24 protein-coding genes are annotated in these 24,202 nt (G+C 49.6%); 19 read left to right on the top strand and 5 right to left on the bottom strand.

Going from position 1 to position 24,202, the window contains the following annotated elements; genetic code table 11:
• Positions 1 to 15: 15 nt before the first annotated feature.
• The 7 genes from msrA (at position 16) to AB9R92_RS16925 (ending at position 4,823) form a co-directional block, all read left to right on the top strand.
• Positions 16 to 546 (top strand): peptide-methionine (S)-S-oxide reductase MsrA, encoded by a 531-nt coding sequence (gene msrA, locus AB9R92_RS16895; RefSeq protein WP_370670576.1) that lies wholly within the window; start codon positions 16 to 18, stop codon positions 544 to 546.
• Positions 543 to 968, top strand: a complete 426-nt coding sequence (msrB, locus tag AB9R92_RS16900) for a peptide-methionine (R)-S-oxide reductase MsrB (RefSeq protein WP_370670577.1) — start codon at positions 543 to 545, stop codon at positions 966 to 968. Before msrA ends, msrB begins: the two co-directional genes overlap by 4 nt.
• A 52-nt stretch (positions 969 to 1,020) precedes the next feature.
• Entirely contained in the window at positions 1,021 to 1,236 is a 216-nt protein-coding gene (locus AB9R92_RS16905; RefSeq protein ID WP_370670578.1) for a YozE family protein, read from the top strand.
• Positions 1,237 to 1,305: 69 nt separating this feature from the next.
• Positions 1,306 to 2,010, top strand: coding sequence for a purine-nucleoside phosphorylase (gene deoD, locus AB9R92_RS16910; RefSeq protein WP_121297508.1), 705 nt, complete (start codon positions 1,306 to 1,308; stop codon positions 2,008 to 2,010).
• Between the two features lie 103 nt (positions 2,011 to 2,113).
• On the top strand, positions 2,114 to 3,643 hold the full coding sequence (locus tag AB9R92_RS16915; protein WP_370670579.1) for a lmo1851 family serine protease: 1,530 nt from the start codon (positions 2,114 to 2,116) through the stop codon (positions 3,641 to 3,643).
• A gap of 62 nt (positions 3,644 to 3,705) precedes the next feature.
• Positions 3,706 to 4,587, top strand: coding sequence for a CobW family GTP-binding protein (locus AB9R92_RS16920; protein WP_370670580.1), 882 nt, complete (start codon positions 3,706 to 3,708; stop codon positions 4,585 to 4,587).
• Positions 4,584 to 4,823: a hypothetical protein gene (locus AB9R92_RS16925; protein WP_370670581.1), complete on the top strand. Its 240-nt coding sequence runs from the start codon at positions 4,584 to 4,586 to the stop codon at positions 4,821 to 4,823. The genes AB9R92_RS16920 and AB9R92_RS16925 overlap by 4 nt, the downstream gene beginning before the upstream one ends.
• A 57-nt stretch (positions 4,824 to 4,880) precedes the next feature.
• On the opposite strand, the gene AB9R92_RS16930 is transcribed toward AB9R92_RS16925, so the two are convergent.
• Both AB9R92_RS16930 and AB9R92_RS16935 read right to left on the bottom strand, forming a co-directional pair.
• A complete protein-coding gene (locus AB9R92_RS16930; RefSeq protein WP_370670582.1) occupies positions 4,881 to 5,441 on the bottom strand; it encodes an alpha/beta hydrolase in 561 nt (186 codons plus the stop codon).
• A gap of 372 nt (positions 5,442 to 5,813) precedes the next feature.
• On the bottom strand, positions 5,814 to 7,175 hold the full coding sequence (locus AB9R92_RS16935; RefSeq protein ID WP_370670583.1) for an MATE family efflux transporter: 1,362 nt from the start codon (positions 7,173 to 7,175) through the stop codon (positions 5,814 to 5,816).
• Between the two features lie 109 nt (positions 7,176 to 7,284).
• Here AB9R92_RS16935 and AB9R92_RS16940 point away from each other — a divergent pair, with 109 nt between their 5' ends.
• The 9 genes from AB9R92_RS16940 to AB9R92_RS16980 all read left to right on the top strand — a co-directional run bounded on the left by AB9R92_RS16940 (position 7,285) and on the right by AB9R92_RS16980 (position 19,097).
• Positions 7,285 to 8,361, top strand: a complete 1,077-nt coding sequence (locus AB9R92_RS16940; protein ID WP_370670584.1) for an undecaprenyldiphospho-muramoylpentapeptide beta-N-acetylglucosaminyltransferase — start codon at positions 7,285 to 7,287, stop codon at positions 8,359 to 8,361.
• 23 nt (positions 8,362 to 8,384) lie between these two features.
• Complete coding sequence (gene dapF, locus AB9R92_RS16945; RefSeq protein WP_370670585.1) at positions 8,385 to 9,332, top strand: diaminopimelate epimerase; 948 nt, start codon at positions 8,385 to 8,387, stop codon at positions 9,330 to 9,332.
• An 18-nt stretch (positions 9,333 to 9,350) separates the two neighbouring features.
• A complete protein-coding gene (locus tag AB9R92_RS16950) occupies positions 9,351 to 10,997 on the top strand; it encodes a diguanylate cyclase domain-containing protein (RefSeq protein WP_370670586.1) in 1,647 nt (548 codons plus the stop codon).
• A gap of 244 nt (positions 10,998 to 11,241) precedes the next feature.
• Positions 11,242 to 14,070, top strand: coding sequence for a 2-oxoglutarate dehydrogenase E1 component (locus AB9R92_RS16955; RefSeq protein WP_370670587.1), 2,829 nt, complete (start codon positions 11,242 to 11,244; stop codon positions 14,068 to 14,070).
• 24 nt (positions 14,071 to 14,094) lie between these two features.
• Complete coding sequence (gene odhB / locus AB9R92_RS16960; protein ID WP_370670588.1) at positions 14,095 to 15,366, top strand: 2-oxoglutarate dehydrogenase complex dihydrolipoyllysine-residue succinyltransferase; 1,272 nt, start codon at positions 14,095 to 14,097, stop codon at positions 15,364 to 15,366.
• Positions 15,367 to 15,445: 79 nt separating this feature from the next.
• Positions 15,446 to 16,045, top strand: coding sequence for a DedA family protein (locus AB9R92_RS16965; protein WP_370670589.1), 600 nt, complete (start codon positions 15,446 to 15,448; stop codon positions 16,043 to 16,045).
• A gap of 76 nt (positions 16,046 to 16,121) precedes the next feature.
• A complete protein-coding gene (locus AB9R92_RS16970) occupies positions 16,122 to 16,319 on the top strand; it encodes a DUF6501 family protein (RefSeq protein WP_370670590.1) in 198 nt (65 codons plus the stop codon).
• A gap of 54 nt (positions 16,320 to 16,373) precedes the next feature.
• Positions 16,374 to 17,231, top strand: coding sequence for an AAA family ATPase (locus AB9R92_RS16975; protein WP_370670591.1), 858 nt, complete (start codon positions 16,374 to 16,376; stop codon positions 17,229 to 17,231).
• Positions 17,232 to 17,240: 9 nt separating this feature from the next.
• The gene (locus AB9R92_RS16980; RefSeq protein ID WP_370670592.1) at positions 17,241 to 19,097 is read left to right on the top strand and encodes a vWA domain-containing protein; all 1,857 of its coding nucleotides are present in this window, start codon (positions 17,241 to 17,243) and stop codon (positions 19,095 to 19,097) included.
• A gap of 50 nt (positions 19,098 to 19,147) precedes the next feature.
• Here AB9R92_RS16980 and AB9R92_RS16985 read toward each other — a convergent pair whose 3' ends face one another.
• Entirely contained in the window at positions 19,148 to 20,317 is a 1,170-nt protein-coding gene (locus AB9R92_RS16985) for a toxic anion resistance protein (RefSeq protein WP_370670594.1), read from the bottom strand.
• The gene (locus tag AB9R92_RS16990; protein ID WP_370670595.1) at positions 20,292 to 20,996 is read right to left on the bottom strand and encodes a 5-bromo-4-chloroindolyl phosphate hydrolysis family protein; all 705 of its coding nucleotides are present in this window, start codon (positions 20,994 to 20,996) and stop codon (positions 20,292 to 20,294) included. The genes AB9R92_RS16985 and AB9R92_RS16990 overlap by 26 nt, the downstream gene beginning before the upstream one ends.
• 415 nt (positions 20,997 to 21,411) lie before the next feature.
• On the opposite strand from AB9R92_RS16990, the gene AB9R92_RS16995 reads away from it, so the two are divergent.
• The 3 genes from AB9R92_RS16995 to AB9R92_RS17005 all read left to right on the top strand — a co-directional run bounded on the left by AB9R92_RS16995 (position 21,412) and on the right by AB9R92_RS17005 (position 22,456).
• Positions 21,412 to 21,612, top strand: a complete 201-nt coding sequence (locus tag AB9R92_RS16995; protein WP_033541967.1) for a cold-shock protein — start codon at positions 21,412 to 21,414, stop codon at positions 21,610 to 21,612.
• A 136-nt stretch (positions 21,613 to 21,748) separates the two neighbouring features.
• Complete coding sequence (locus AB9R92_RS17000) at positions 21,749 to 21,955, top strand: cold-shock protein (RefSeq protein WP_370670596.1); 207 nt, start codon at positions 21,749 to 21,751, stop codon at positions 21,953 to 21,955.
• A gap of 24 nt (positions 21,956 to 21,979) precedes the next feature.
• Complete coding sequence (locus AB9R92_RS17005) at positions 21,980 to 22,456, top strand: YkvA family protein (RefSeq protein ID WP_370670597.1); 477 nt, start codon at positions 21,980 to 21,982, stop codon at positions 22,454 to 22,456.
• A 64-nt stretch (positions 22,457 to 22,520) separates the two neighbouring features.
• On the opposite strand, the gene AB9R92_RS17010 is transcribed toward AB9R92_RS17005, so the two are convergent.
• Positions 22,521 to 24,128: an ABC-F family ATP-binding cassette domain-containing protein gene (locus AB9R92_RS17010; RefSeq protein WP_370670598.1), complete on the bottom strand. Its 1,608-nt coding sequence runs from the start codon at positions 24,126 to 24,128 to the stop codon at positions 22,521 to 22,523.
• Between the last annotated feature and the right edge of the window lie 74 nt (positions 24,129 to 24,202).

Here is a 24,202-nt window from a genome sequence, read left to right on the forward strand (position 1 = left end):
GTGAGGAGGAGTAAGATGAAGACAGAAAAAGCAACATTTGCCGGCGGCTGTTTTTGGTGCATGGTGCAGCCTTTTGATTCGCTCGAAGGCATCGAAGCGGTCGTCAGTGGCTATACAGGCGGCGATTTGCCGAATCCAACATATGAACAAGTCTGTACCAACTTGACCGGCCATCGGGAAGCAGTTGAAATCACATTCCAGCCGGAACTTTACCCTTATGAGCGGCTGCTTGAAGTGTATTGGTCCCAGATCGACCCGACCGATGCGGGCGGGCAGTTTTTCGACCGTGGCGATTCCTATAAAACCGCTATTTATTACCATACGGAAGAACAGCGGATTGCTGCCGAACAATCCAAACAGCAGTTGGAGCAATCGGGCAAGTTCAATAAACCGGTCGCCACGGATATTTTGCCGGCGAAGGAATTTTATCCGGCCGAAACGTATCATCAAGATTATTACCAGAAAAACCCAACTCATTATAACCGCTATGCGACAGGATCCGGTCGCAAGGCATTTATCCAAAACCATTGGGGGGAATCGAAATGAAAGACGATTTGAAAGCGAAATTGACGCCGATGCAATACCACGTCACGCAGGAAAACGGTACTGAACCGCCGTTCCAAGGCGAATTCGACCAGCATTTCGAAGAAGGCATCTACGTCGATATCGTCTCGGGCAAGCCTTTGTTCAGCTCGAAAGACAAATTCGACGCCCATTGCGGATGGCCAAGTTTTGCCAAGCCGATTGAAGACGATGAAGTTAAGGAAAGCTTTGATACGAGCCATGGCATGAGACGGACTGAAGTGCGCTCTGCTTCTGCCGATTCGCATCTTGGGCATCTGTTCCCGGACGGGCCATCTGAACTCGGCGGCTTGCGCTACTGCATCAACTCCGCAGCGTTGCGTTTCGTCCCGAAAGACCAATTGGAACAACAAGGCTATAGTGAATACCTGAAACTATTCGAATAATGGGAAAGCCTGGACTCCGGTCCGGGCTTTTTGCTGAAAGGAGAGGCCTGTCATGAATCGCTCGTTTTATCAATTTGCATTGAAATATCGCGGCAAGCTTGTACAGGACGAATATTCCCAATTTGCCGAGGCGATGTTTTTGGACCACAGTTTTCCGAAAATGAGCACGGATTTCCAGGAGATCTCGCAATATGTCGAAGAAAAGGCGCACCCCGTTCTCCAAGCTTCCACATTCGACCGAATGTGGGAAGAATACGAGGCAGGTTGAGGCTCTTCATTGCACTCGGCGAAAAAAAACAGTATGATTAAATCGACTAAAATAAAGTGAGGTTTTATGATGAGTGTCCACATTAATGCTAAAAAAGGCGATATCGCCGATACAATTCTGCTTCCTGGAGATCCGCTTCGCGCGAAGTACATCGCGGAAACATTCCTGGAAGATGTAACATTGTATAACGAAGTCCGCAATATGTTCGGCTACACGGGTACATACAAAGGCAAGCGCATTTCCGTTCAAGGAACGGGCATGGGCGTCCCGTCGATCTCGATCTACGTGACGGAATTGATGCAGGAATACGATGTGCAGAAATTGATTCGCGTCGGGACGTGCGGCTCGATCCACAAAGACGTCAAAGTGCGCGATGTCATCCTTGCACAGGCAGCTTCGACGGATTCGAAAATGAACGACATCATTTTCAACGGCATCACGTATGCGCCGATCGCCAACTTCGACCTTCTGCAAAAGGCTTATGCAGCCGGGCAGGAAAAAGGCTTGAACTTACGCGTCGGGAACGTATTCACTGAAGATGTATTCTACAACGAGCACGCAGAGCACGAAAAATGGGCGCAGTACGGGATTCTTGGGCTGGAAATGGAATCTTCCGCATTGTATACGCTGGCAGCGAAATTCGGCCGCAAAGCGCTATCAATTTTGACAGTCAGCGACCATTTGTTGACTGGCGAAGTCACTTCTGCAGAAGAACGCCAAACAACTTTCAACGATATGATTGTTGTGGCATTGGACGCAGCGATCCAAGACTAACAGGAAAAAAGACTGTCGAGGCAGTCTTTTTCTTTTAACCCCGCCAAGTTTCGGGAGTTTTTTGAAACTTGCTGTCAGGTGAATGAAGAAAGTGGTGAAACATATGGACGAAAAGCGACCGGGCGAAGAACAGCAACCCGAAGCGCAGGCGGCAGAGGAACCAAAGCCGCATTTTATTCGAATGAAGACCTTCTATTTCATCATGCTCGTCTTTTTCTTGATTATCGCGACAGCGGGCATTACCGTTTTCGCTTTGACCTTCGGAGAAGATAAAGCAGTGGAAGTGAACAGTCCTGAACGCCAGGAATTCCAAAAATTATATTCTGCATACGATCAAATAGAAGCTCAGTATTTTGAGGAAGTAGAGCAGGAAGACTTGATCAACGGTGCCATCAACGGCATGGTGGATGCACTTGGCGACCCGTATTCCGACTATATGGATGAAAACGAAGCTGCCCAGTTCATGGAAGGCATTTCGTCCAGCTTTGAAGGAATCGGCGCAGAAGTGCAAGAGCGCAACGGTTATGTAACAGTGGTTTCACCGATCAAAAACTCGCCGGCTGAAAAAGCAGGCGTCTTGCCGAACGATCAAATACTGGAAGTTGATGGCGAAAGCATTCAAGGGTTTTCAACGACCGAAGCGGTCATGTTGATCCGCGGGGAAAAAGGAACCGAAGTGACCTTGACGATCCAGCGCGGCGAAAACGCTGACCCGATCGAGATCACGATCGTCCGTGACGAGATCCCGATTGAAACGGTGTATGCAGAAATGGTCAATGACCAAGTTGCTCACATCAACATTACGAGTTTCTCAGAGAACACTTATGATGAACTGCAGGAAGCCATTGCGGAAATGGAAGAACAAGGCATGGAAGCAGCAGTCCTGGATGTACGTCAGAATCCAGGCGGCTTGCTGAATACGGCGCTCGATATTTCCAACCTCTTCATTGAAGAAGGCAAGGAAATGTTCGAAGTGCAGGCAAAAGGCGAAGAGCCGGAAGTGTACTTGGCCACAGGCGGAGAGAAGTTGGACATACCGGTCACCTTGCTGATCGATGGAGGCAGTGCATCGGCTTCTGAGATTTTGGCAGGAGCGATGAGCGAATCCGCAGATGTAACCCTGGTCGGCGAGAAAACCTTCGGGAAAGGGACTGTCCAAACGGCGAATGACCTTTCGGATGGCTCGAACTTGAAGTTCACGACCGCCAAATGGTTGACGCCGGATGGCAACTGGATTCATGAAGAAGGCATTGAGCCGGATGAAGTGGTCCCATATCCAGAGTATGCGTCCCTCCCGTTCCTTGACCCGTCAGCCGAATTGAAAGACGGCAGCATATCCGAACAAGTGCAAACGGCAGAGAAAATGCTCGATGCCCTCGGTTATGAAGTCGGGGAAATCGACGGCGTGTTCGAAGAAGAGATGGAGCAGGCAGTTATCGAGTTCCAGGAAGCGAACGAGTTGGAAGCTGACGGTGTATTGACTGAAGACACGACGTATGCGGTCATGGACCAATTGCGCGAAAAGATCAATACGGAAGACCCGCAGCTCCAGGAAGCAACCGATATCCTGATGGAACAGGCTGGCTTAGCAACTGAAGAACCGGCGGATGAAGAAGCCGACACAGAAGAATAAGTTAGTGGATAAGGCCCGCTTCCGGCGGGCCTTTTCTTGCATATGAGAGAAAGGGTGAGTTGATGGTTGATGTGTATTTGTTCAGCGGATTTCTCGGCAGCGGGAAAACGACTTTGCTGAAGAAGATGATCTTGGAATTTAAAGAAAAAGGCTTGAAGCCGGCAGTGTTCATGAATGAACTCGGCTCGATGAATTTCGATTCGGAAGAAGTCGGTGACGGGGTGCCGCTTAAGGAAATCCTGGATGGCTGCATTTGCTGCAGCGGATCGGAAAAATCGGAAGCGCAGATCCAGACCTTGCTCGCGGAGTCGGAATTCGATGTGTTGCTGATCGAAACGACAGGAGCGGCACATCCCGTCGAAGCGCTCGATGCGATTTTCTCGCCTTTGTTCGCGGAGCGCTTGAACTTCCGCGGCATTGTCACTGTGGCGGACAGCAAACGCTTCTTAGAGCGCCAGCAATTGTCTCCGCAGATCCGGTCGCTGTTCATCGAGCAGATCCGGCATGCCGATTTATTATTGGCGAACAAATCGGATTTGCTGAGCGAGCCGGAACAAAGCCAGGCCATTTTTGAAATCCAGCAAATCAATCCGACGGCGCGCATCGTCCAGACGGTCCATGCCAAAGTGCCGTTAAAATTACTTGAATCCGTGAGCCCCGCACAGCGTGGGCCGGTCGAACAGGCGCCGGTGTCGAAATTGAACTTGCAGACGAAGATCGTGTCATTTGACGAACCAATCGAGCGGGAAGCGTTCGAAGAATGGCTGCGCAATTTGCCGGATACCGTTTACCGGATCAAAGGCTATATCACACTTTCGGGCCATAGCTATCCGCATTCGTTTCAATACGCTTACGGCATGGTCCAGTGGCTGCCGGAATACATGAAGCTGCGCAACCAAATCGTGCTGATCGGTGAAAACCTCGAGGAGCTGAAGATGCCATGATTGAAGCATATAAACGATTATGGCCGGACCGGCAAGGAATTCAGCGCATCGCAACGCAAGACGAATTGGAAAAAAGCATACGTGTGGAACTGAACGACGAGTTGACCCACCCGCGCGTCCGCAAATCTGTAGACGAAAAGCTGGAATTGGCGGTCGAACGGATTGGAAAGTCCACGCTTACGGAAGAGGAACAAGCAGCATTGATCCAGCTATATAAAAAACTTGCCACTCAATGACTGGCAAGCTGTAGAGGCTACCGGGAATTCTCCGGTAGCTTTATTATTTTATGAACGTCAAGAGCCACTCTCTGTTTTTCTGATTTCCGAGACAAGCTCGCTTATCCCATTCGGGAAGAGGTGATCATTTCCGGGAAGTTTTCTTAATGTCGCATTCGACAGTTTTTTTGAGTATTTTTGCGAATGGCTGAAAGGGACGATGGGATCGCCAGCGCTATGGAAAAGAACAATTTCCGGCAAGGGCGGCATATGGCAACCGAAATTCTCTTCCAGTAAAAACTCTTCGACTGCCCATTGTGAATTGCTTTCCCAATACGGAGCTGCAACGGTGATGATTTTGGCAAATGGCTTTTCCGGAGCTTCTTCCGATAAAAACTTAAACAATACCGATCCTCCGAGTGAGTGGGTCACCACAATTGCACCATCGTCCAATGACGCGATTTCTTTCTGTAATGCATGTTTCCAAGGCCGGTAATGCGGGTCGTCAGGGTCCGGCATCTTTGGGGCAATTACCTGAAATTCGGCGTCTAATTGCTCCCTTAAATATTGCAACAGCCCGGAACTGCCTTCCTGTTCTCCTTGTGGGCCGGCGCTATGGATGAATAGAACCTGTCTCATTAGCTGAGCCTCCTTTAGTTTGATGGCAAATGCGTCGACGCTAAAGAGGTTTCACTTTCTATTTCTCCGTTGCAGCAGTTTTGAAACATATCTCTTTGTTTTAACCTTAAAAGAAGGAATGAACGGGGCGATAACCAAAGTGAAAAGAACGGGTGATGGGTCTCTTTGGCGACCTCATTTCAATTGTCTTCATCTTGACTGCTATGGGAATAACTGAATCGCTTCACTATAGAAAAAACACCTCCACGTTGAGTCACCGGTATTTTCATACCGTTTTCAGCGAAAGGTGTTTTTGTTTATTCGGGAGTTACAGGGCAGTGCCGAAGCGACTCAAGGTCTTTTTTCATTCACCTTTAGCGCTCTCGTGTTCGGCTACAGCGATTCATTAGCATTAGCCAGTTTTTTCTGGATGATCAACAAGCGGATCGATAAGGTGACGGCGCCTGCAGTGAGCCCGGCGATCAGTCCGACCCAATAGCCGAATGCGCCGAGATCGGTGAACGTGGCGAACAGATAGCCCGAAGGCAGCCCGATGACCCAATAGGAAATGAGCGCCATGACGAAAGTGATGTTGACGTCCTTATAGCCCCTCAGCGCCCCTTGGACCGGCGCTTGGACAGCATCCGACACTTGGAACAAGGCAGCGAAGATCAGGAACTGGACCGCAAGCCCGATAACAGCGGGATCGGATGAGTACAGCGCGGCGATCGGTTCTCTCAGGAAATACAGGATGCCGGACGAAATGACACTGAGCGTCACCGCAGCACCGACGCTGATCCAGCTGTATTGCTTGGCATGTGACGCGCGTTTTGCCCCGACTTCAAATCCGACTAGTATCGTCGCGCCCATCGAGATGCTGAGCGGCAACATGTAAAGGAGCGAAGCGAAATTCAAGGCGATCTGGTGGGCGGCGATGGTAATAGTCCCGTAAACAGACATCATAAACGTCACCGCAGAAAAGATGCTCGTTTCGGCGAAGATCGAAATGCCGATCGGCACGCCGATGCCGGTGATTTCTTTCCATCTGGTCAAGGAAGGGCGCGCCCATTTGCGGAACACCCCGAATGACTTGAACGGTTCACTTGTATGAATGATGAATGCGGCGATGGCCAGCACGAGCCAATACGTGATCGCCGAAGCCATGCCGGCACCCGGGCCGCCAAGTTCAGGAAAGCCGAAGTTTCCGAAAATCAGCAAATAATTGAAGAAGACATTGATCGGTGCCGACATCAAAGTGATGAACATCGTGACACGTGTAGCACCGAGCGCATCGATATACGAACGCAGCGCATTATAGGCAAACAGCGGGACCAGGCCTAAGCTCATCGCGAAGATATAACGGCTGGCCACTTCGTTGACGCCGGGTTCGAGATCCATGAAGCCAAGCATCCAGTCGATGCCAAAGAAAAAGAAACTGAAGACGATGGCTGCCAGGAGGATAGCCAAATAAATCCCTTGCTGCACGGCATCTTTCACGCCTTCTTTTTTCTTGGCCCCCATCAATTGTGCTACAATTGGAGTAATGGACATGAGGATGCCGGCAAGTCCGATATAGACCGGAACCCAAAAAGAGGACCCGATCGACACGCCGGCAAGATCCTCTGTCCCGTAACGGGCGGTCATGTAAATATCGAAAAAAGTCACCATATACATAGCGACTTGGGTGATGAGAATCGGCAGGACGATTTTCATTAGCAATTTAAGTTTTTCTTGAGTCGATTTCGTTTCGTACATATTCATAGCCTCCCAATACACTTGCAATACCAAATAAAACGAGTATATCACACAAACCGTGCAAAGTGACGAAGACACATACATGCATAGTAGGAGAGTAGGACAAGCGATGGAAAACAAGACAATCATTTTAACGGGCGGCGGCACAGCCGGCCATGTTTCATTGAACCAGGCAATTATTCCGGAACTGGAGAAACTCGGGTTCCGTGTTGAATATATCGGCTCCAAAGAAGGAATCGAAAACGAATTGATCCGTGATTCCTATCCGGAAATTACCTATCACGCCATTTCTAGCGGCAAACTGCGCCGTTATTTCTCGATGAAGAACTTCACGGATCCGTTCCGTGTCGGGGCAGGATTGACGCAAGCTTTGAACATCATCCGAAAAGTGAAGCCGGTCGCAATCTTTTCAAAAGGCGGTTTCGTCTCGGTACCGGTCGCGATGGCGGGGCGTTTAGCAGGCGTGCCTGTCATCATCCATGAATCCGACGTGACGCCGGGCCTTGCGAATAAATTGGCAATTCCCTTTGCGGACCATATATTTACGGTCTTCAAGGAAACGATGAGCCATGTGCCGAAAGAGAAATCGACTTGCACGGGATCGGTCATCCGCAGCGAATTGCTCGATGGCTCAGCTGCGAGCGGCAGGGAATTATGCCATTTCGACAACACCCATAAAGTATTGATGATTATGGGCGGCAGCCAAGGGTCTGCACTTATCAATGATGCGGTGCGCGAAAACCTGGATATCTTGACCAAGCAATTCAATATCATTCATTTATGCGGAAAAAGCAATATCGATGAGCGCCTTGAGGGTCACGAACAGTATTGCCAGTTTGAATACGTGACGCATGAATTGTCGCATCTTTTGCATTTGACGGACCTGGTCGTCTCGCGGGCGGGATCGAATTCGATATTTGAATTCCTTGCATTGAAAAAGCCGATGCTTCTAATCCCTTTATCGAAGCAAAAAAGCCGCGGGGACCAGATCCTGAATGCCAATTTATTCGAAGCGCAGGGCTTTGCCCATGTCCTTGAGGAAGAACAATTGGATGCACAAAGTTTCATGGCGGCGATTGAGCGCCTGGTAGCTGAAGAAGAGCAATTGATTCACGCGATGACAGAAGCAGAACCGCCGAAAACCGCTTATGAAATGGCGAAATTGGTCGCTGCCCACGCAAAATAAATTCGAACTGAAGAGGTGCCCTTATGGAATTATTGAAAGTACATGGTTCAATGAATACATTTTTTCTCTATGAAGGAAATGATCGCAAGGACTTTGCGGAATTGACGAAAGAGTTGGCATCGCTCGACTCAGAGATAGATGGCCTGTTGACTGTATCCCCTTCCGAACACGCCGATGCGAAAATGCGCGTTTTCAATACGGACGGCTCTGAAGCTTCCATGTGCGGCAACGGCTTGCGTTGTGTGGCGCGCTTTGTGTGCGAGCGGGAGGGCGTCGATCAGGCAGTGATCGAAACGATGAAAGCGGATTTGGCTGTGCAGAGAGAAGCGGAGATCGACGCCGGGGTTCACATGTACGGCGTGGAAATATCACCGGTATCTTTTCAGCTTGCCGATTTGCCAATGACATACGATCAGCAGACGGAATGGCGCCAACAAGCGCTGCCGTTCATCGATACCGATATTCCATTTACGGCGGTTGCCGTGCCGAATCCTCATTTGATCGGGATCGTCGGCAAGGACTTACAGAAAGACCCGTCCCACCAAGAGAAATGGGCCGCTTATTTCAACGGCGATAACCCGTATTTCTCGGATGGCGTCAATTTGAGTTATGTGACGCCATTGACAGAAGGTATTTTTGTGCGGACCTATGAAAGAGGCGTTGGCTTTACGGACGCCTGTGGTACAGCCATGACGGCATCCGCTTTGGTCAGCTGCCTTGCTGGCCTTGTGCCATTCGGGGACGTTTCCGTTTTTAACCCAGGTGGTATGGTTAACTGTTCGGTAAAATCCGCGGACGGCCATTATCAATTGAAGTTAAGCGGCAATGCTACGTACTTGGGTGTTTATCGCTTCAATGCAGGCGCTCCTTCTGCAGAGGGCAAGTTGGAACTGGTGAAACAGTCCGATGAGCAATCGGCTTATGAAAAATTCATTGAGAAAATCAGCGATGCGACAGCAGAGCTGAGATAACAGAAAGCGGTGGATTCGATGTCGGGACCTTTTACGAAAGAGCAAATGGAGATGCTGTATGGGAAAGCGGCCGACCCGGTCTATTTCATGCAGCAGCAGGGCAACGGCTTTGTTTATGCTTGGGTCAATCCGGTCTGCAAGGAGATTTTCGGTGTCGATTTGACGGGCCGCAGCGTAGAGGAATGCATGCCGAGGGAATTGGCGCTTGAAATCCACAAGCAATACCGGATTGCGATCAAGCGCAATGAACGCCATCTGTACAGGGACTATAGTCTGTTCTCTGACCGCGGGACCGCGATGGAAACCGAATTGACGCCATTCAAGCATGAAGGCGCGCAATACGTGCTGGCGATTACGAGAGATGTGACCGAACAAAAGAAAATCGAAGAGGATTATCTTTTCTATCAATCGCTCGTCCAGAATTCAGTCGATCCGATGTTGATGATCTCAGCGGATTTTACCATCCTCGATATGAACCCGGCTTACGAAAAAACCTTCGGCGTGGAACGGCAGGAATGGCTCGGCCGCAATTACGAAGACATCCCGCAGGACAAGCAGAAATTCTTCGAGATGGGCAAGCTTCTCCTTGAAAACAGCACAAGTACCCATAAGGCGAGTTCGATTTTCCTGAGCCGGATCAAAAGCGATGGACGCGAGGCGAAGTTTTCGGCCAGCTATTCATTGATCAAGGAAAACGGGATTATCCGCGCTTTTCATGTCGTGTTCCGTGAGCTGACGAATGAATTATTATTGAAGCATGAACTGAAACGGACGGAGAATATTCTGGAAAGCTACAAAGATGCACTGAATTACGCAGCGCTCGTACTCATCTGGGATATCTCCGGTATGATTGAATTTGCCAATGATAATTTCAAGAAGTTGACCGGCTTTGACAGCAGCGAATTGACGGGGATGAATATCCAGTCGATTGGACGGGCCATCATGTCCGGCCAGCAACTCGCCCATCTTCAGTCGGTTTTGAAAAAAGGCGAGATTTGGCGCGGCCAAGTGCGCAGCTTGAAGAAGAATGGCCAAGCGTTTTGGGTGGATGCCACGATCATTCCGCTGTTTGACGTCGAAGGGCGTGTCTACCAGATGCTGTCCATCTTATTCGACATCACCGACCGCAAGGAAATGGAAGAGCAATTGCATCATATGGCATATCACGACCCGTTGACGAATTTGCCGAACCGCCGGTTGATGGTCAAGCATTTCCGTGAAATGGCAGCCAAGAGCAGCCGAACGGGAGACCAAGTCGCTGTTTTGTACATAGATGGCGATAATTTCAAGGAAATCAACGATCGGCACGGCCATGAAATCGGCGATGAATTCATTCACCAATTTGCCCGCGCGCTTGAACGCAGCATCCGAAAGCACGATGTGGCGGCGCGTATCGGCGGAGACGAATTCCTCATCCTGCTGCCCGGCATATCCGCGATCAATAGCCGCAGACAGATCAAAAACATCATCTCGCGCATCCAGCAAACTTTGAAAGACGGATGGGTCATCGATGGCCAACATTTCTCGCCGACGTGCTCCATAGGCAGCGCTTTGTATCCGGAAGATGGAAGCGAGTTTGAGGAGCTGATCCAAAAAGCTGACCATGCCCTGTATGAAGCGAAGAAAAAAGGCGGGGGCATTGTCTGTTTTCACGGCGAAGCATGAGTTTCTTCCATTATAATTCGGAAATTCTGCCCCCTTGGCTGCATGTAAGCGCTTCATTGTGCTTTAACTGAATCTTTTCAAGTAAAAGCATTGTTTTTTTCGGTGGAAGTAGTAAGATTGATATGGAAATTCGTTCAGTACCGCTACAGCCCTGCCGCTTTAAGTCGGGCGAGGGGCGTGCTAAAATAGGAAAGACCTATAAATAAAAGTGAATGCCATAAGGCAAATAGTTGGAGGTTATTCAATGTCTACCAATCAACCGGACACAAAATCCCCATGGAATTCCATAACCGGCCCGAACCTAGGGTACGTAATGGAGATGTACGAGCTTTATCAGGAATCCCCTGAATTGATCGACCCTGAGTTTGCAGAGCTATTCAAACAATACGGCCCGCCTGCAGAGCAGCCTGTCGTACAGACAGGAGATGCCACTGGCACTGCTGCGGGTGCTGCAATCGAACCGAACCGTTTTGAAAAAGTATTGGCAGCGGTTAATTTGGCGGAAGCCATCCGTGCACACGGCCATTTGGCTTCGGATATCTATCCGCTAAAAGACCAGCCGCGGGATACGGAAAGACTGGAAATTTCAAAATACGGCTTGACTGAAGCGGATTTGAAAGATGTCCCCGTATCCCTAATACTGGAAAACGCCCCAGCCGAGGTAAAAAACGGGCTTGATGCCATCAATTACCTGAAATCACTTTACACGGACAAAATTGCTTATGAATTTTCGCATGTCATCCAACCGCAGGAACGCAGCTGGATCCAGTCGAAAATCGAAGCGGGCGACATGAAGCCGAAACTCGATGCCGACAAGAAACAACAGGTGTTGGATCTTTTGACGCGCGTTGAAGGATTCGAGAAGTTCGTTCACCGCACATTCGTCGGCCAAAAGCGCTTTTCAATCGAAGGCGTCGATTCGCTCGTCGTTTTGATGGATGAGCTGGTCCGCATGTCTGAATCGGCAGGCACTGAAAACATCATGATCGGCATGGCCCACCGTGGGCGTTTGAATGTCTTGACGCACATTCTCCATAAACCGTATGAAATGATGTTCGCTGGGTTCGCGCATGTCGGCGATGAAGCGTTCCTTCCGGAAGACGGATCGCTTGAAATCACCAAAGGCTGGTTCGGCGACGTGAAATACCATATGGGGGCTGCACACCGTTCCAAAGCAGGAACAAAGATCAAGCTTGCCTATAACCCTTCCCACCTGGAAGTCGTGAGCCCAATCGTTACAGGGCAAACACGCGCTGCGCAAGAGATGACTGCACAGAGCGGCTTGGCACCGCACGATCCGAAAAAAGCCTATTCAATCCTCGTACACGGCGACGCCGCGTTCCCAGGGCAAGGCATCGTGACGGAAACCTTGAACTTCAGCCGCATCAAAGGTTACCAGACGGGCGGATCGATCCACATCATCGCCAATAACCTGATCGGTTTCACAACGGAACAGCACGATTCCCGTTCGACGCATTATTCATCAGACCCTGCAAAAGGCTTTGAAGTTCCGGTACTTCATGTCAATGCAGACGATCCGGAAGCTGTTGTAGCTGTTGCCCGCTTCGCGTTTGAATACCGCGAGAAATTCGGCAAGGACATCCTGATCGACTTGATCGGCTATCGCCGCTATGGCCATAATGAAATGGATGAGCCTTTGGTGACGAACCCGATGATGTACCACGGCGTCCACAAGCACGATACGGTCCGTGAATTATACGGAAAACAACTGGCTTCTGAAAGCGTGCTTTCGGAAGATGATGTCAAAAAGCTTGATGCAGACATCCAAAAAGTGATGCAGGAAGCGTATGATAAAGTAAAAGAAAACAAATCCGACGATCATCCGAAATTGGAGATGCCAGAAGCTGTCTTGAATGGTTTCCCTGAAATCGAAACGGGCGTCGGCAAAGACATCCTTGAAAAAATGAACAATGAACTGTTGTCGTGGCCACAAGACTTTTCCGCATTCGGCAAATTGGCGCGCATCTTGAAACGCCGCGAAGAGCCGTTTAAAGGAAAAGGCAAAATCGACTGGGCCCATGCAGAAACATTGGCGTTCGGTGCCATTTTGCAAGACGGCAACCCGATCCGCCTGACAGGGCAAGATGCACAGCGCGGAACATTCGCGCACCGCCATCTTGTGCTGCACGATGAGAAGAACGGCAACGAACTTGTTCCGCTTCACCACATTTCCGACTCGAAAGCATCATTCGTCGTTTACAACAGCCCGCTAAGTGAAGCATCGATTCTCGGCTTCGAATACGGCTATAATGTTGAAAACGACAAAGCTTTAGTCATTTGGGAAGCTCAATATGGAGATTTCGCCAATATGGCACAAGTCATGTTCGACCAATTCATTTCGTCCGGCCGCGCAAAATGGGGCCAAAAATCCGGCCTGGTCATGCTGCTTCCGCACGGCTATGAAGGACAAGGACCGGAACACTCCAGTGCACGCCTTGAGCGTTATCTGCAGATGGCTGGAGAAAACAACTGGACAGTCGCTAACCTATCCAGCGCAGCGAACTATTTCCACATTCTCCGCCGCCAGGCGAAAATGCTTGGCGAAGAAGCCATCCGCCCATTGATCATCGTGTCGCCGAAATCACTTCTGAGACACCCGCTTGTTGGGGCTGAAGTCGATCAATTGGCAGAAGGCAAGTTCGAGACAGTCATTGAACAGCCGGGCACAGGGCAAGATGCGAAGAAAGTGAAACGCTTGCTATTTGCTAGCGGTAAGATGGCCATTGATTTGGCGGAACGCGTCAAAGACGGAAAAGGCTACGAGTGGGCGCATATCGTCCGTGTCGAGCAATTGTATCCGTTCCCGGCCGAAAAAATCAAAGCGATTGTCGACCGCTACCCGAATGCCAAGGAATTGGCTTGGGTCCAGGAAGAGCCGCAAAATATGGGGTCTTGGTCATTTGCCGACCCTTACTTGCGCGAACTCGCAGATGGCAAAGAAGTGAAATACTACGGACGCATGAAGCGCCAAAGCCCTGCAGAAGGCGACGGCGAGTCACATAAAGTCGAACAGGCACGCATCATCGATGAAGCTTTAGCTAAATCGAAATGATGAACTTTTAAGGAGGAATTAATTGTGGCAGAGATCAAAGTACCGGAATTAGCAGAATCGATTACAGAAGGAACAATCGCCCAGTGGCTGAAACAGCCGGGCGATACGGTAGAAAAAGGGGAATTCATCGTTGAACTTGAGACAGACAAAGTCAATGTTGAAGTCATCTCCGAAGAAGCGGGCGTCGTCCAGGAACTGCTCGCAGAAGAAGGCGATACAGTTGAAGTCGGCCAAGTAATCGCAACTGTCGGAGAAGGTTCCGGCGAAGCGGCAGCTTCAGCACCGAAAGAAGAAGCACCAAAAGAGGACCTTGCCAAAGAAGAAGCGAAGCAAGAAGCTCCTGCAGATCAGGAAGCTGCGCCGACAGAAGAAGAAAGCGCCTCTTCCGACCGCACGATCGCAAGCCCGGCAGCCCGTAAATTGGCTCGTGAAAAAGGCATCGACCTGGCTTCCATCACGCCAGTTGACCCAATGGGCCGCGTACGCGTCCAGGACGTTGAAGCGCACGGTTCGAAACCGGCAGCGGCGCCAGCTCCAGCTAAGCAAGAAGTACCGAAAGCTTCTGCATCGGCAGCACCTTCTTCCGATGAGGAAAGCGGCCGCGTGGTCCGTGAAAAAATGACAAGACGCCGCCAGACCATTGCCAAGCGTTTGCTTGAAGTGAAGCAATCGACTGCGATGCTGACGACGTTCAACGAAATCGACATGACCAATGTAATGGAACTGCGCAAGCGCAAGAAAGATAAATTCCAGCAAGACCACGACGTCAAGCTTGGATTCATGTCATTCTTCACCAAAGCAGTGACAGCTGCATTGAAAAAATACCCGTACGTTAACGCTGAAATCGATGGCACAGACGTGCTCATGAAGCAGTTCTATGATGTAGGGATTGCTGTGTCGACTGAGGAAGGCCTTGTCGTGCCGATTGTCCGCGATACGGATAAAAAGAACTTTGCAGAAATCGAAGCGTCCATCGGCGAATTGGCGACAAAAGCTCGCGACAAGAAATTGTCGATCGGCGATATGACCGGCGGGTCGTTCACGATCACAAATGGCGGTGTCTTCGGTTCACTCTTGTCTACACCGATCTTGAACGGTACGCAAGTCGGGATCCTCGGCATGCACACGATCCAGAAGCGCCCGATCGCAGTAGGCGACAATGTTGAAATCCGCCCGATGATGTACGTAGCGCTATCGTATGACCACCGTGTCATCGATGGCAGCGATTCTGTCGGCTTCTTGAAAACAGTGAAAGAATTGATCGAGAACCCAGAAGACCTATTGCTCGAATCTTAAGTCCACATTCCACAAGGCAGCTCCATTGCGGGGCTGCCTTTTGTTATGGGATAATGTGGCATAGAGACGGGGGATTTTGATGGAGCTGGATTTTTTATGGGAATTGGCGAAGGAATATGGATATTTAAGTATGTTCTTGGTGAATTGGCTATTGCTGTTTGGCCTGCCGATTCCGAATGAATTCGCCGCAGCGTTTTCAGGCGTCGTGACGGAGACAAGCGACTTCAAGCCGTTTCCGGCCTTTTTATCAGCGTATAGCGGGCTGGTCACAAGCAATTTATTCGCCTATGGGCTCGGGTGGCTGTTCGGCCATCGCTTGATCGGTTGGCTGCAGACGACGTTCCTGCAGAGCGGCATTGAACGGTTCCGGCAGTTTCTAGCCCATAAAGGCAATTGGGCGATCGCTTTCAGCTTTTTCCTTCCGGGCGTGCGCTGGGCAATGCCTTATGTGGTGGGGGCTGACCGCTTTCCGCTTGCGCGCTATTTATTGTTCGCGCTGCCTGCCGGATTTGTCTGGACTTTCGCTTATTTCACTTTGGGCCGCAGTTTCCCATATGCCTATGAAGCGATTCTCGGGCATCTGCAATGGTTTTTGATTGCCTTATCGAGTATCGCGGTCATCGGGGTGATCGGGTATCTGGCCATCGTTCGAAAAGGCGGCAAGGGTGGGCAAGTTTGAATTCCCGGGCAGTTTTCCTTATACTGAAGAGAGCAGGAAAACATTACATTTACATTGACAGAAAAGGATGATATCGATGATACATACCAATTGGCTGGAAAAAGAAACCGTCCGCACCGTTACGTGCAAGCACACCGATGCCGACAAATTTTTAGTATCGAATGTCCTGACACCCGGACAGCAATACGACGTGAAAAATGAAACTGAAGAATTTTTGTTTGTTGTCGACAACACAGGTAAAGTCGGCGGCTATTACAAAACTTATTTCGAGTGATGACAAAAACCGATGAATCCATCGGTTTTTTCTATGGAGACGGGAGTGGAACAGATGACAATTATTGATGAGGAAATCAAAAAACGGACGCAGCGAGACCACGCAGAAGACTCAAACCTGATCGGGGAAGGCGGTTATATCCCGCCGGATGAAAATTTATGGAACGATATCCTGACAGCTGTCGTGCTGAAAAAACCGGTGCTGTTGAAAGGGCCGACGGGAGCCGGGAAAACGAAACTCGCCGAAAGCATTTCTGAGCTGTTCCAGCAGCCGATCCAAAGCATCAACTGTTCTGTCGACTTGGACGCGGAAGCGCTGCTCGGCTTTAAGACATTGGTGCAGCGCGGTGGGCAAAGCGCAATCGAATTTGTTGAAGGCCCTGTCGTGACCGCCATGAAGCATGGCCATATCCTCTACATCGATGAGATCAATATGGCGAAAGCCGAAACCTTGCCAATCCTACACAGTGCGCTCGACTATCGCCGGATGCTGACCAATCCATTCACCGGCGAAGTGATCCAGGCACATCCTGATTTTTCGGTAGTGGCTGCCATCAATGAAGGGTATATCGGAACATCGCCAATGAATGAAGCGCTAAAAAACCGATTCATTTCCTATCCAACTCCCTACTTGTCAGGCGAGCAGCTCCGGGGCCTATGGGACAGGGAATTTCCGGATGCCGACACGGAGCTGAAAACGTTCATGTTGAACTTGGCAGCGGATTTGATGAAGCAAGTGGAGAGCGGCCTAATGTCAGAAGAAGCTGCATCGATCCGAAGCTTGTTGGACGCCACTGCGCTCGCGATGCATATCGATGCGCTGCGCGCCGTCCGCTACGCCATTGCGGAAAAACTGGACGACGAAAGCGAACGGAATTTGTTGATGGATTTAGCGAATACTTGGCGAAAGTAGGGAAGCAGGATGACTTCAATCAATCGCTTTATCCAATTCAATAACGAAACGGTTGATACGAGGCTCCTCAACCGGATGGAACAGCTTGCGAGAGCACTGTCATCCGCGCCTTACCTGCGGTTGACGACCCGGAAGCTTTGGGAATTTCGGCCATCCGAAGGCGCTGTTTCGATGAGCGTATTCTGGCGCCACCGGCCAAAGGAAATCGAACAAGCCGGTTATCTTTCGGATATTTATTTGATGAGCGCGGGTTTTTGGCGCCATTTCTGTATGCGTTCGTGGCGCCGTTTCCGGGAGGTGGAGACCCGCTTGCCGGAACTTGCCACGCAGTTGCTGTTGATGGCGGAAGAATTCCGCTTGAGTGACCGCATCACAGCGGAGCGCCCTGGAACGAAGCAAGCATTTGAAGTGAGGGAGAAAATCGTCACGGGCTTTCACTCCGACCAGCTGGAACAGAACCGAAAAAAAGGCTTTTGGGCCGATGCTTTCTTGAATGCCGCCTACTTAAAATTACGGGGCAAAGATGTATCGTTAAGTGATGAACTGGATCCGTTATTTCTGGCATGGACGGAATTATTCAGTGCCGACACAACGGAAGATTCCGTACGCACCGTCCAAAAAATCTTACCGCGGCTGGAATATTTGCTGGGTTCGGATGCCCTCCATACGTATTATACATTTGGTGAACCGGCTGAAAAAATGCCGCCGCCAAGGTATCATGAAGGCATTGAGGCAGAACAGGCCGAAGGGGAAGAGGAGATCGACACGATCGAAGAATGGTTCCAGTCCTGGCACCGTGAAACCGAATTGAACGATGCGGCTGCTTTGGAGTATGAACTCGAGCGCGGAGATTCGAAGCTCGCTGATGGGGGCAGGGAAGAAGAAGGCGCCGGGGAAGTCGAACAGACCGGAACCGGAGAGTCCAAAGGCGAACACCGAGAGGACAATCTCGCTGATGAACAGAGGAAAGACGAAAAGAAACCGAAAAAAGCAAACAGCCGTTTTGGCTCAGCGAATGATGGCGTCGTCTATTACGAGTCGCGTATCGAAGCTTTGCCGTTCGACCGCCAGCAACTGCAGCTGTGGCGGAGCGAACAAGCACCATATGTGCGCGCATTGCTGAAGGAAATGCAAAAGCGCATGCAGCAGCGAATTGAAAGCCACCGGACGAACTTGCATGCCGGCCGCCTGTCGAAAAACCTGCTGCCGCTCGTCACCGACGAACGGCCCAAGCCTTTCTACCGGAAAACCGCCCCATCGAAACAATTGGATGCGGTTTTCAGCTTGATGATCGACGGCTCCGCTTCGATGGTCGACAAGCTCGACGAAACGAAGCAGTCGGTATTGTTGTTCCACGATGTGCTCAGGGCGCTCAACATTCCGCATGAAATTGCAGTATTTTATGAAGATGCCTATGAGGCAGGAGATGACAAACAGCCCAATTACTTCGAATGGCTGCATAAATTCACCGACGGGACAATAGACCATGCAGCTGAAATCCTTTCGCTCGATGCCCATGAAGACAACCGCGACGGCTTTGCGATTCGCTGGATGGCTGAACGCCTGAAACAGCGTCCGGAGAAACACCGTTTCATGCTGGTGTTTTCGGACGGCGAGCCGTCTGCCTATAATTATGCCGACAACGGCATTATCGATACGGCTCAAGCCGTTTCGGAAACCGAGAAAATGGGCATCGAAGTGATGCACCTGTTTTTGAGCGGTGAGGCGACGAGCGAGGAACAAGCAGCGTTCTACCGGATGCTGTACGGCAATAAGTCGGTCAGTGCCGATTCATTGGAGCAATTTGTCGAACAGACGCTGCGGTTACTGAAACGCACCTTGCATTTGGTCGTCCAGGCTTTGTAGTGAAGAACCTAAAAAACCCTTCCGCAAATTTTTTGCGGAAGGGTTTTTTGTCAGTTCTTTTCCTGGCCATCGTGGATGGCGAGCAGGCGTTGCTTCAAGTCTTCTTCCATGCGGCCGATTTCAAGCTCTGCCGCTTTTCGGTTGCGGCGGCCTTCTGCTTGGATTTTCAAGGTTTCTTCGATCGTCTCAAGCAAATTCTCCTGGGTCTGCTTCAAGGTCTCGATTTCAACGATGCCGCGCTCGTTCTCACGTGCCGTTTCGATCGAGTTCATCTTAAGCATTTCCGAATTTTTCAACAGCAGGTCATTAGTAGTGGCGGTTACTTGTTTCTGCGCCTCGACCGCTTTCATTTGCTTGTTCAAGGTCAAAGCGATGGCAATCTGGTTTTTCCATAGCGGAATCGACGTCATGATCGACGATTGGATTTTCTCTGCAAGCGTTTGGTTGGTCTGCTGGATCATGCGGATTTGCGGGGCGCTTTGGATGGTGATCTGGCGCGACAATTGCAAATCATACAGGCGTTTTTCCAAACGGTCGACATATTGGACCATATCGTTCACTTCCTGATAGGCCATCTGGTCGTTGGATGCTTCTGCTTTTTTGCGCAATGCGGGAATCGTTTCGTTCATAATCTCGTCCCGCTTGATTTCGGCTGCAGCAATATAGACGTTCAAGGCCTGGAAATAGGTCTTGTTCTGGTCGTATAATTGCTCGAGCATCTGGACATCTTCCAACAATCCCCGTTTTGAATGGTCGAGCTGGACGCTGATGCGGTCCACTTGCGTGCTTAACTTCTGGTATTTGCTCATCATTTCCTGGACGGAATACTTCGCGCGGTTAAACACTTTGCGCAGCCCTTTTTGCTTTTTCTGGGTCAATTCTTCCGGGTTCAGCTGTTCGAGCTTTTTCATCAGGTCATGGAGCACATCCCCGACAGGCCCGATATCTTTCCGCTGAACGTGATCGAGCATTTTATGCGAGAACTGGCTCAGCTGGTTTTGTGCATTGGCGCCGTAAGTGAGGATGGCTTCGCGGTTGCCGGTCGGAATTTGCTTGGCCAATTCGCGGGCTTTGTCCTGTTCTTCGGCACTCAGGCGGTCGAGCAGCGCGACAGGCTGTCCTTCTGTCTCCGCTAATTGTGTTTGCCGGGATGCTTCTTCCATGCCAAAAGGGGTGCCAAGTAGCTCATCCAACTCATTTCTCGTCTGATTGTTGGTCATTTTCCATGTCTCCTTTATGTTCGATTTGCTGTTGCTGGTCAATCGTCCTCGTATTGTGCTGGTCGACAGCGAGCCGCGCATAATCGAGTTCCATGCGCAATTGCTCCACGTCCGTAGACAGCACGCGCTTCAGGTCGGCTTCCATCACATGCTGCAATGAGCGCAGCATTTCGCGTGTTTCCTGCAAAGCGATGCGCATCTCCATGTCTTTGACAGGCTGCCCGACCAATAATGTATATTTGCCGGTCAATTCGATGGCTGAATCCAGGTGTGAATAAAAGAACGGCTCAGCCAGATAGAACTTTCGCGGGTTTTGCTGGACGATGAGCAGGATTTTATTGGCGATTTTGACCATGTCCATCAATTGCTTGAAAGAGGAAATGGATCGCACTTTATAATATTGGCTTTGCAAGGTTTTGATTTTTTCTTTGCCTTCCTTGAGCTGCACGCGGATATTCCGGTACTCGCTTCTGGTCATGCCGAGCTGCTTGGAGTCGCTCGACAGCTGGTATTGCTTCATCGACGTATTGCTGGCAAAATATGTGCCGGCTGCAACAGCACCGGAAGCAAGCAGCCCGATTTCCGCGCCCAGATAAAGAATCGGGAACATGGCGGACATGAGAGGGAGGCTGACCGATTGTCTTTTGATGAAGTTTTCGATCGGCTTAATGGGTTTCATGCTTTAACCTCCTTAACGGCTACTAAACTATACGTGCGGCGCAGGAAAAAGTTTCATTATGCGCATCTCTATCCTTTATTTTACGTGAACAGGAGAGCCAATACAAACTTCCGGACCCTCGGCTATTGAACGCATTAATCCTTTACAATTTCCCATAAATTTGGCATAATGCTTATAAGGTTTTTTTAGAGAGGTTAAAAAATAGTTTGGAAAAAATTCAGAAAGTTTTTAGATTTGTTTGACTTTTATAGTCAATTTGATATAATTAAGGTAATTCAACATACGAACTTCCGCAACAGCTATTCACATATTCCCAAAAGTGATCAGCACGTGTCGGTACTTTTGGGAATATGTGAATTTTTTTATGAAAGTTCGCATATTGAAAAATTTTTTTTACCACAGGAGGTAATTTAAGATGCAAGAAGGTACAGTAAAATGGTTTAACTCAGAAAAAGGTTTTGGCTTCATCGAAGTTGAAGGCGGCGACGATGTATTCGTACACTTCTCAGCGATTCAAGGCGAAGGCTTTAAAACGCTTGATGAAGGACAGCGCGTAGAATTTGAAGTAGAGGAAGGCAACCGCGGACCTCAAGCTACTAACGTAACTAAACTTTAATTCTCCAATCCAAGAACTGCCATTGCGGCAGTTCTTTTTTGATGGATTTTTTAAGGAGCTTACCCTTGTTTAATATTCCCGCTCTTTCGGGTATATCTAAAGTAGATTGCCAAGAATGATAAAGGGGGATTTATCCATGCAAGGAAAAGTCAAGGAATTTAATGACGATAAAGGGTTCGGTTATATCGAAGGTGATACGGGCGAATTGTTCTATTTCGAAACAATCAATATCAACGAAGACGGCTTCCGCCGTTTTGTGCCAAACCAGCACGTTGAATTTACCATTTACGACGGGGCTCCCGGCAAGGAACGGGTAGCGACGAACGTCACATTAGTCTTCTAATTGCTGGACGAAAGGGGAACACATATGGTTAACGAATATTTAAAGAAGCCATTGCCAAGTGAAGAAAAACAACGGGATTTCTATCAAAAGCTTCGTGTCAGGGTGCACAATTGGCTGGAGAACAAATCGCCAAAACTGGATTCCGCTGGCCAATTCGTGTTATTTGCACCGGACCTTTTCCATTTATTGACCCGTTTGCTGCTGGACAGCCGGATCGATAAGAAAAGCAAAGCTTACGTTGGCGCCGGTGTGCTGTATTTCATGGCGCCGATCGATTTACTTCCGGAAATTCTCGTCGGGCCAGGCGGATTCATGGACGATGTCATCGTCGCAGTGTACGTCATCAACACGGTGTTGAACCGATTCCCGAAAGAAGTGGTGACAGAGCACTGGGCAGGAGACGAAGATCTTTTGAAAGTACTCAGCAAACTGGCGAATTCCGGGGACCGGTGGGCAGCGAAATTGCCAGCCGGGAAAGCCGTGAAACGCTTCCTGAAATAAACCCAAAACACATAAAAAATCCCGCAGAAACAGCCGTTTCTGCGGGATTTTACGTGTCAGGATGCTATTTGGCGATGCCTTGAGCTTCTTTCCATTCCAAGAATTCATCGTAGGTCAATTGCTTGTCGAGAATCGAGCCATCTTCCTGGATTTCGATAACGCGGTTGGCCACGGTCTGGATAAATTGATGGTCATGGGAAGTGAAGACCATGGCGCCTTTGAAGGCGATCATGCCGTTGTTTAAGGCTTGGATCGATTCAAGGTCCAAGTGGTTGGTCGGTTCATCCAATAGCAGTACGTTGGCATGCGACAGCATCATTTTCGATAGCATGCAGCGTACTTTTTCGCCACCGGATAAAACAGAAGGTTTCTTTTTCACTTCTTCACCCGAGAACAGCATTCTGCCGAGGAAGCCGCGAAGGAAAGTTTCGCTTTCATCTTCTGGCGAGTACTGGCGCAGCCAATCCACTAAAGAAGTTTCATTGCCTTCGAAGTATTCGGTATTGTCGATCGGCAAGTAGGCGCGTGAAGTGGTGACACCCCAGCGGGCAGAACCGGAAGCCGGCTCGTCTTCTTCAGCAAGTACGCGAAGGAGCGCCGATTTCGCCAATGGGTCGCCCATCAAGACGATTTTATCGTCTTTGTTCATATTGAAGCTGATATTGTTCAATAATTGATTGCCGTCGACGGTTTGGCTCAAGTCTTTAACAGTCAATACATCATTGCCGATTTCGCGGCCGATGGTGAAGTTGACGAACGGGTATTTACGGGAAGATGGGCGGATATCGTCCAACTCGATCTTATCGAGCATTTTCTTACGTGACGTCGCCTGCTTGGATTTCGATGCGTTGGCAGAGAAACGGGCGATAAAGGCTTGAAGCTCTTTGATCTTTTCCTCTTTTTTCGCATTCTGGTCGGATGCCAGGCGAGTTGCCAATTGGCTGGATTCATACCAGAAGTCGTAGTTTCCGACATAGAGCTGGATTTTCCCAAAATCAAGGTCGGCGATATGCGTACACACTTTGTTGAGGAAGTGGCGGTCATGCGACACGACGATGACAGTGTTGTCAAAATTGATCAGGAATTCTTCCAGCCATTGGATGGCTTTCAAGTCCAAGTGGTTGGTCGGCTCATCCAGAAGCAGAACATCCGGTTTGCCGAATAGAGCTTGTGCCAAAAGCACTTTGACTTTATCGGACCCGGAGAGTTCGGCCATTTTTTTGTCGTGAAGATCCTCGGAAATGCCAAGGCCCTGCAAGAGGATGGCGGCTTCGGATTCAGCTTCCCAGCCGTTCAGCTCCGCGAATTCGCCTTCGAGTTCAGCTGCGCGCATGCCGTCTTCGTCGGAGAAATCTTCTTTTATATAAATGGCGTTTTTCTCAGACATGACCTCGTAGAGTTTTTTATGGCCCATGATGACTGTCTCAAGAACCGCATGCTCTTCATATTCAAAGTGGTTCTGTTTCAATACGGCGAGGCGTTCGCCAGAGCCCATAGAAACATTTCCGGATTGTGCTTCAAGTTCGCCGGCAAGAATTTTGATGAACGTCGATTTACCGGCGCCGTTCGCCCCGATGAGGCCGTAGCAATTGCCCGGGTTGAACTGGATGTTGACATCTTCAAATAATTTGCGGTCGCCGAAACGCAAGGATACATCGTTTACTGCTATCATTATTATTCGTCCTCCTAAAATTCACAATATGAATAGTATAACACGAATCCGCCCGAAACCGGTAGCGTTCAAAG

This window comes from Planococcus sp. SSTMD024, assembly GCF_041320495.1.
GTDB lineage: Bacteria > Bacillota > Bacilli > Bacillales_A > Planococcaceae > Planococcus.

Excerpts from the sequence above, each read along its gene's own strand:
- deoD (WP_121297508.1), top strand. The coding sequence starts at position 1,306 with ATGAGTGTCCACATTAATGCTAAAAAAGGCGATATCGCCGATACAATT.
- AB9R92_RS16925 (WP_370670581.1), top strand. The coding sequence starts at position 4,584 with ATGATTGAAGCATATAAACGATTATGGCCGGACCGGCAAGGAATTCAG.
- AB9R92_RS17000 (WP_370670596.1), top strand. The coding sequence starts at position 21,749 with ATGCAAGGAAAAGTCAAGGAATTTAATGACGATAAAGGGTTCGGTTAT.
- AB9R92_RS16935 (WP_370670583.1), bottom strand. The coding sequence starts at position 7,175 with ATGTACGAAACGAAATCGACTCAAGAAAAACTTAAATTGCTAATGAAA.
- dapF (WP_370670585.1), top strand. The coding sequence starts at position 8,385 with ATGGAATTATTGAAAGTACATGGTTCAATGAATACATTTTTTCTCTAT.
- AB9R92_RS16940 (WP_370670584.1), top strand. The coding sequence starts at position 7,285 with ATGGAAAACAAGACAATCATTTTAACGGGCGGCGGCACAGCCGGCCAT.
- AB9R92_RS16985 (WP_370670594.1), bottom strand. The coding sequence starts at position 20,317 with ATGACCAACAATCAGACGAGAAATGAGTTGGATGAGCTACTTGGCACC.
- AB9R92_RS16990 (WP_370670595.1), bottom strand. The coding sequence starts at position 20,996 with ATGAAACCCATTAAGCCGATCGAAAACTTCATCAAAAGACAATCGGTC.
- AB9R92_RS16980 (WP_370670592.1), top strand. The coding sequence starts at position 17,241 with ATGACTTCAATCAATCGCTTTATCCAATTCAATAACGAAACGGTTGAT.
- AB9R92_RS16930 (WP_370670582.1), bottom strand. The coding sequence starts at position 5,441 with ATGAGACAGGTTCTATTCATCCATAGCGCCGGCCCACAAGGAGAACAG.
- AB9R92_RS16905 (WP_370670578.1), top strand. The coding sequence starts at position 1,021 with ATGAATCGCTCGTTTTATCAATTTGCATTGAAATATCGCGGCAAGCTT.
- AB9R92_RS16920 (WP_370670580.1), top strand. The coding sequence starts at position 3,706 with ATGGTTGATGTGTATTTGTTCAGCGGATTTCTCGGCAGCGGGAAAACG.
- AB9R92_RS16965 (WP_370670589.1), top strand. The coding sequence starts at position 15,446 with ATGGAGCTGGATTTTTTATGGGAATTGGCGAAGGAATATGGATATTTA.
- msrA (WP_370670576.1), top strand. The coding sequence starts at position 16 with ATGAAGACAGAAAAAGCAACATTTGCCGGCGGCTGTTTTTGGTGCATG.
- AB9R92_RS16995 (WP_033541967.1), top strand. The coding sequence starts at position 21,412 with ATGCAAGAAGGTACAGTAAAATGGTTTAACTCAGAAAAAGGTTTTGGC.
- AB9R92_RS16975 (WP_370670591.1), top strand. The coding sequence starts at position 16,374 with ATGACAATTATTGATGAGGAAATCAAAAAACGGACGCAGCGAGACCAC.
- AB9R92_RS16970 (WP_370670590.1), top strand. The coding sequence starts at position 16,122 with ATGATACATACCAATTGGCTGGAAAAAGAAACCGTCCGCACCGTTACG.
- AB9R92_RS17005 (WP_370670597.1), top strand. The coding sequence starts at position 21,980 with ATGGTTAACGAATATTTAAAGAAGCCATTGCCAAGTGAAGAAAAACAA.
- AB9R92_RS16950 (WP_370670586.1), top strand. The coding sequence starts at position 9,351 with ATGTCGGGACCTTTTACGAAAGAGCAAATGGAGATGCTGTATGGGAAA.
- AB9R92_RS16955 (WP_370670587.1), top strand. The coding sequence starts at position 11,242 with ATGTCTACCAATCAACCGGACACAAAATCCCCATGGAATTCCATAACC.
- msrB (WP_370670577.1), top strand. The coding sequence starts at position 543 with ATGAAAGACGATTTGAAAGCGAAATTGACGCCGATGCAATACCACGTC.
- AB9R92_RS17010 (WP_370670598.1), bottom strand. The coding sequence starts at position 24,128 with ATGATAGCAGTAAACGATGTATCCTTGCGTTTCGGCGACCGCAAATTA.
- AB9R92_RS16915 (WP_370670579.1), top strand. The coding sequence starts at position 2,114 with ATGGACGAAAAGCGACCGGGCGAAGAACAGCAACCCGAAGCGCAGGCG.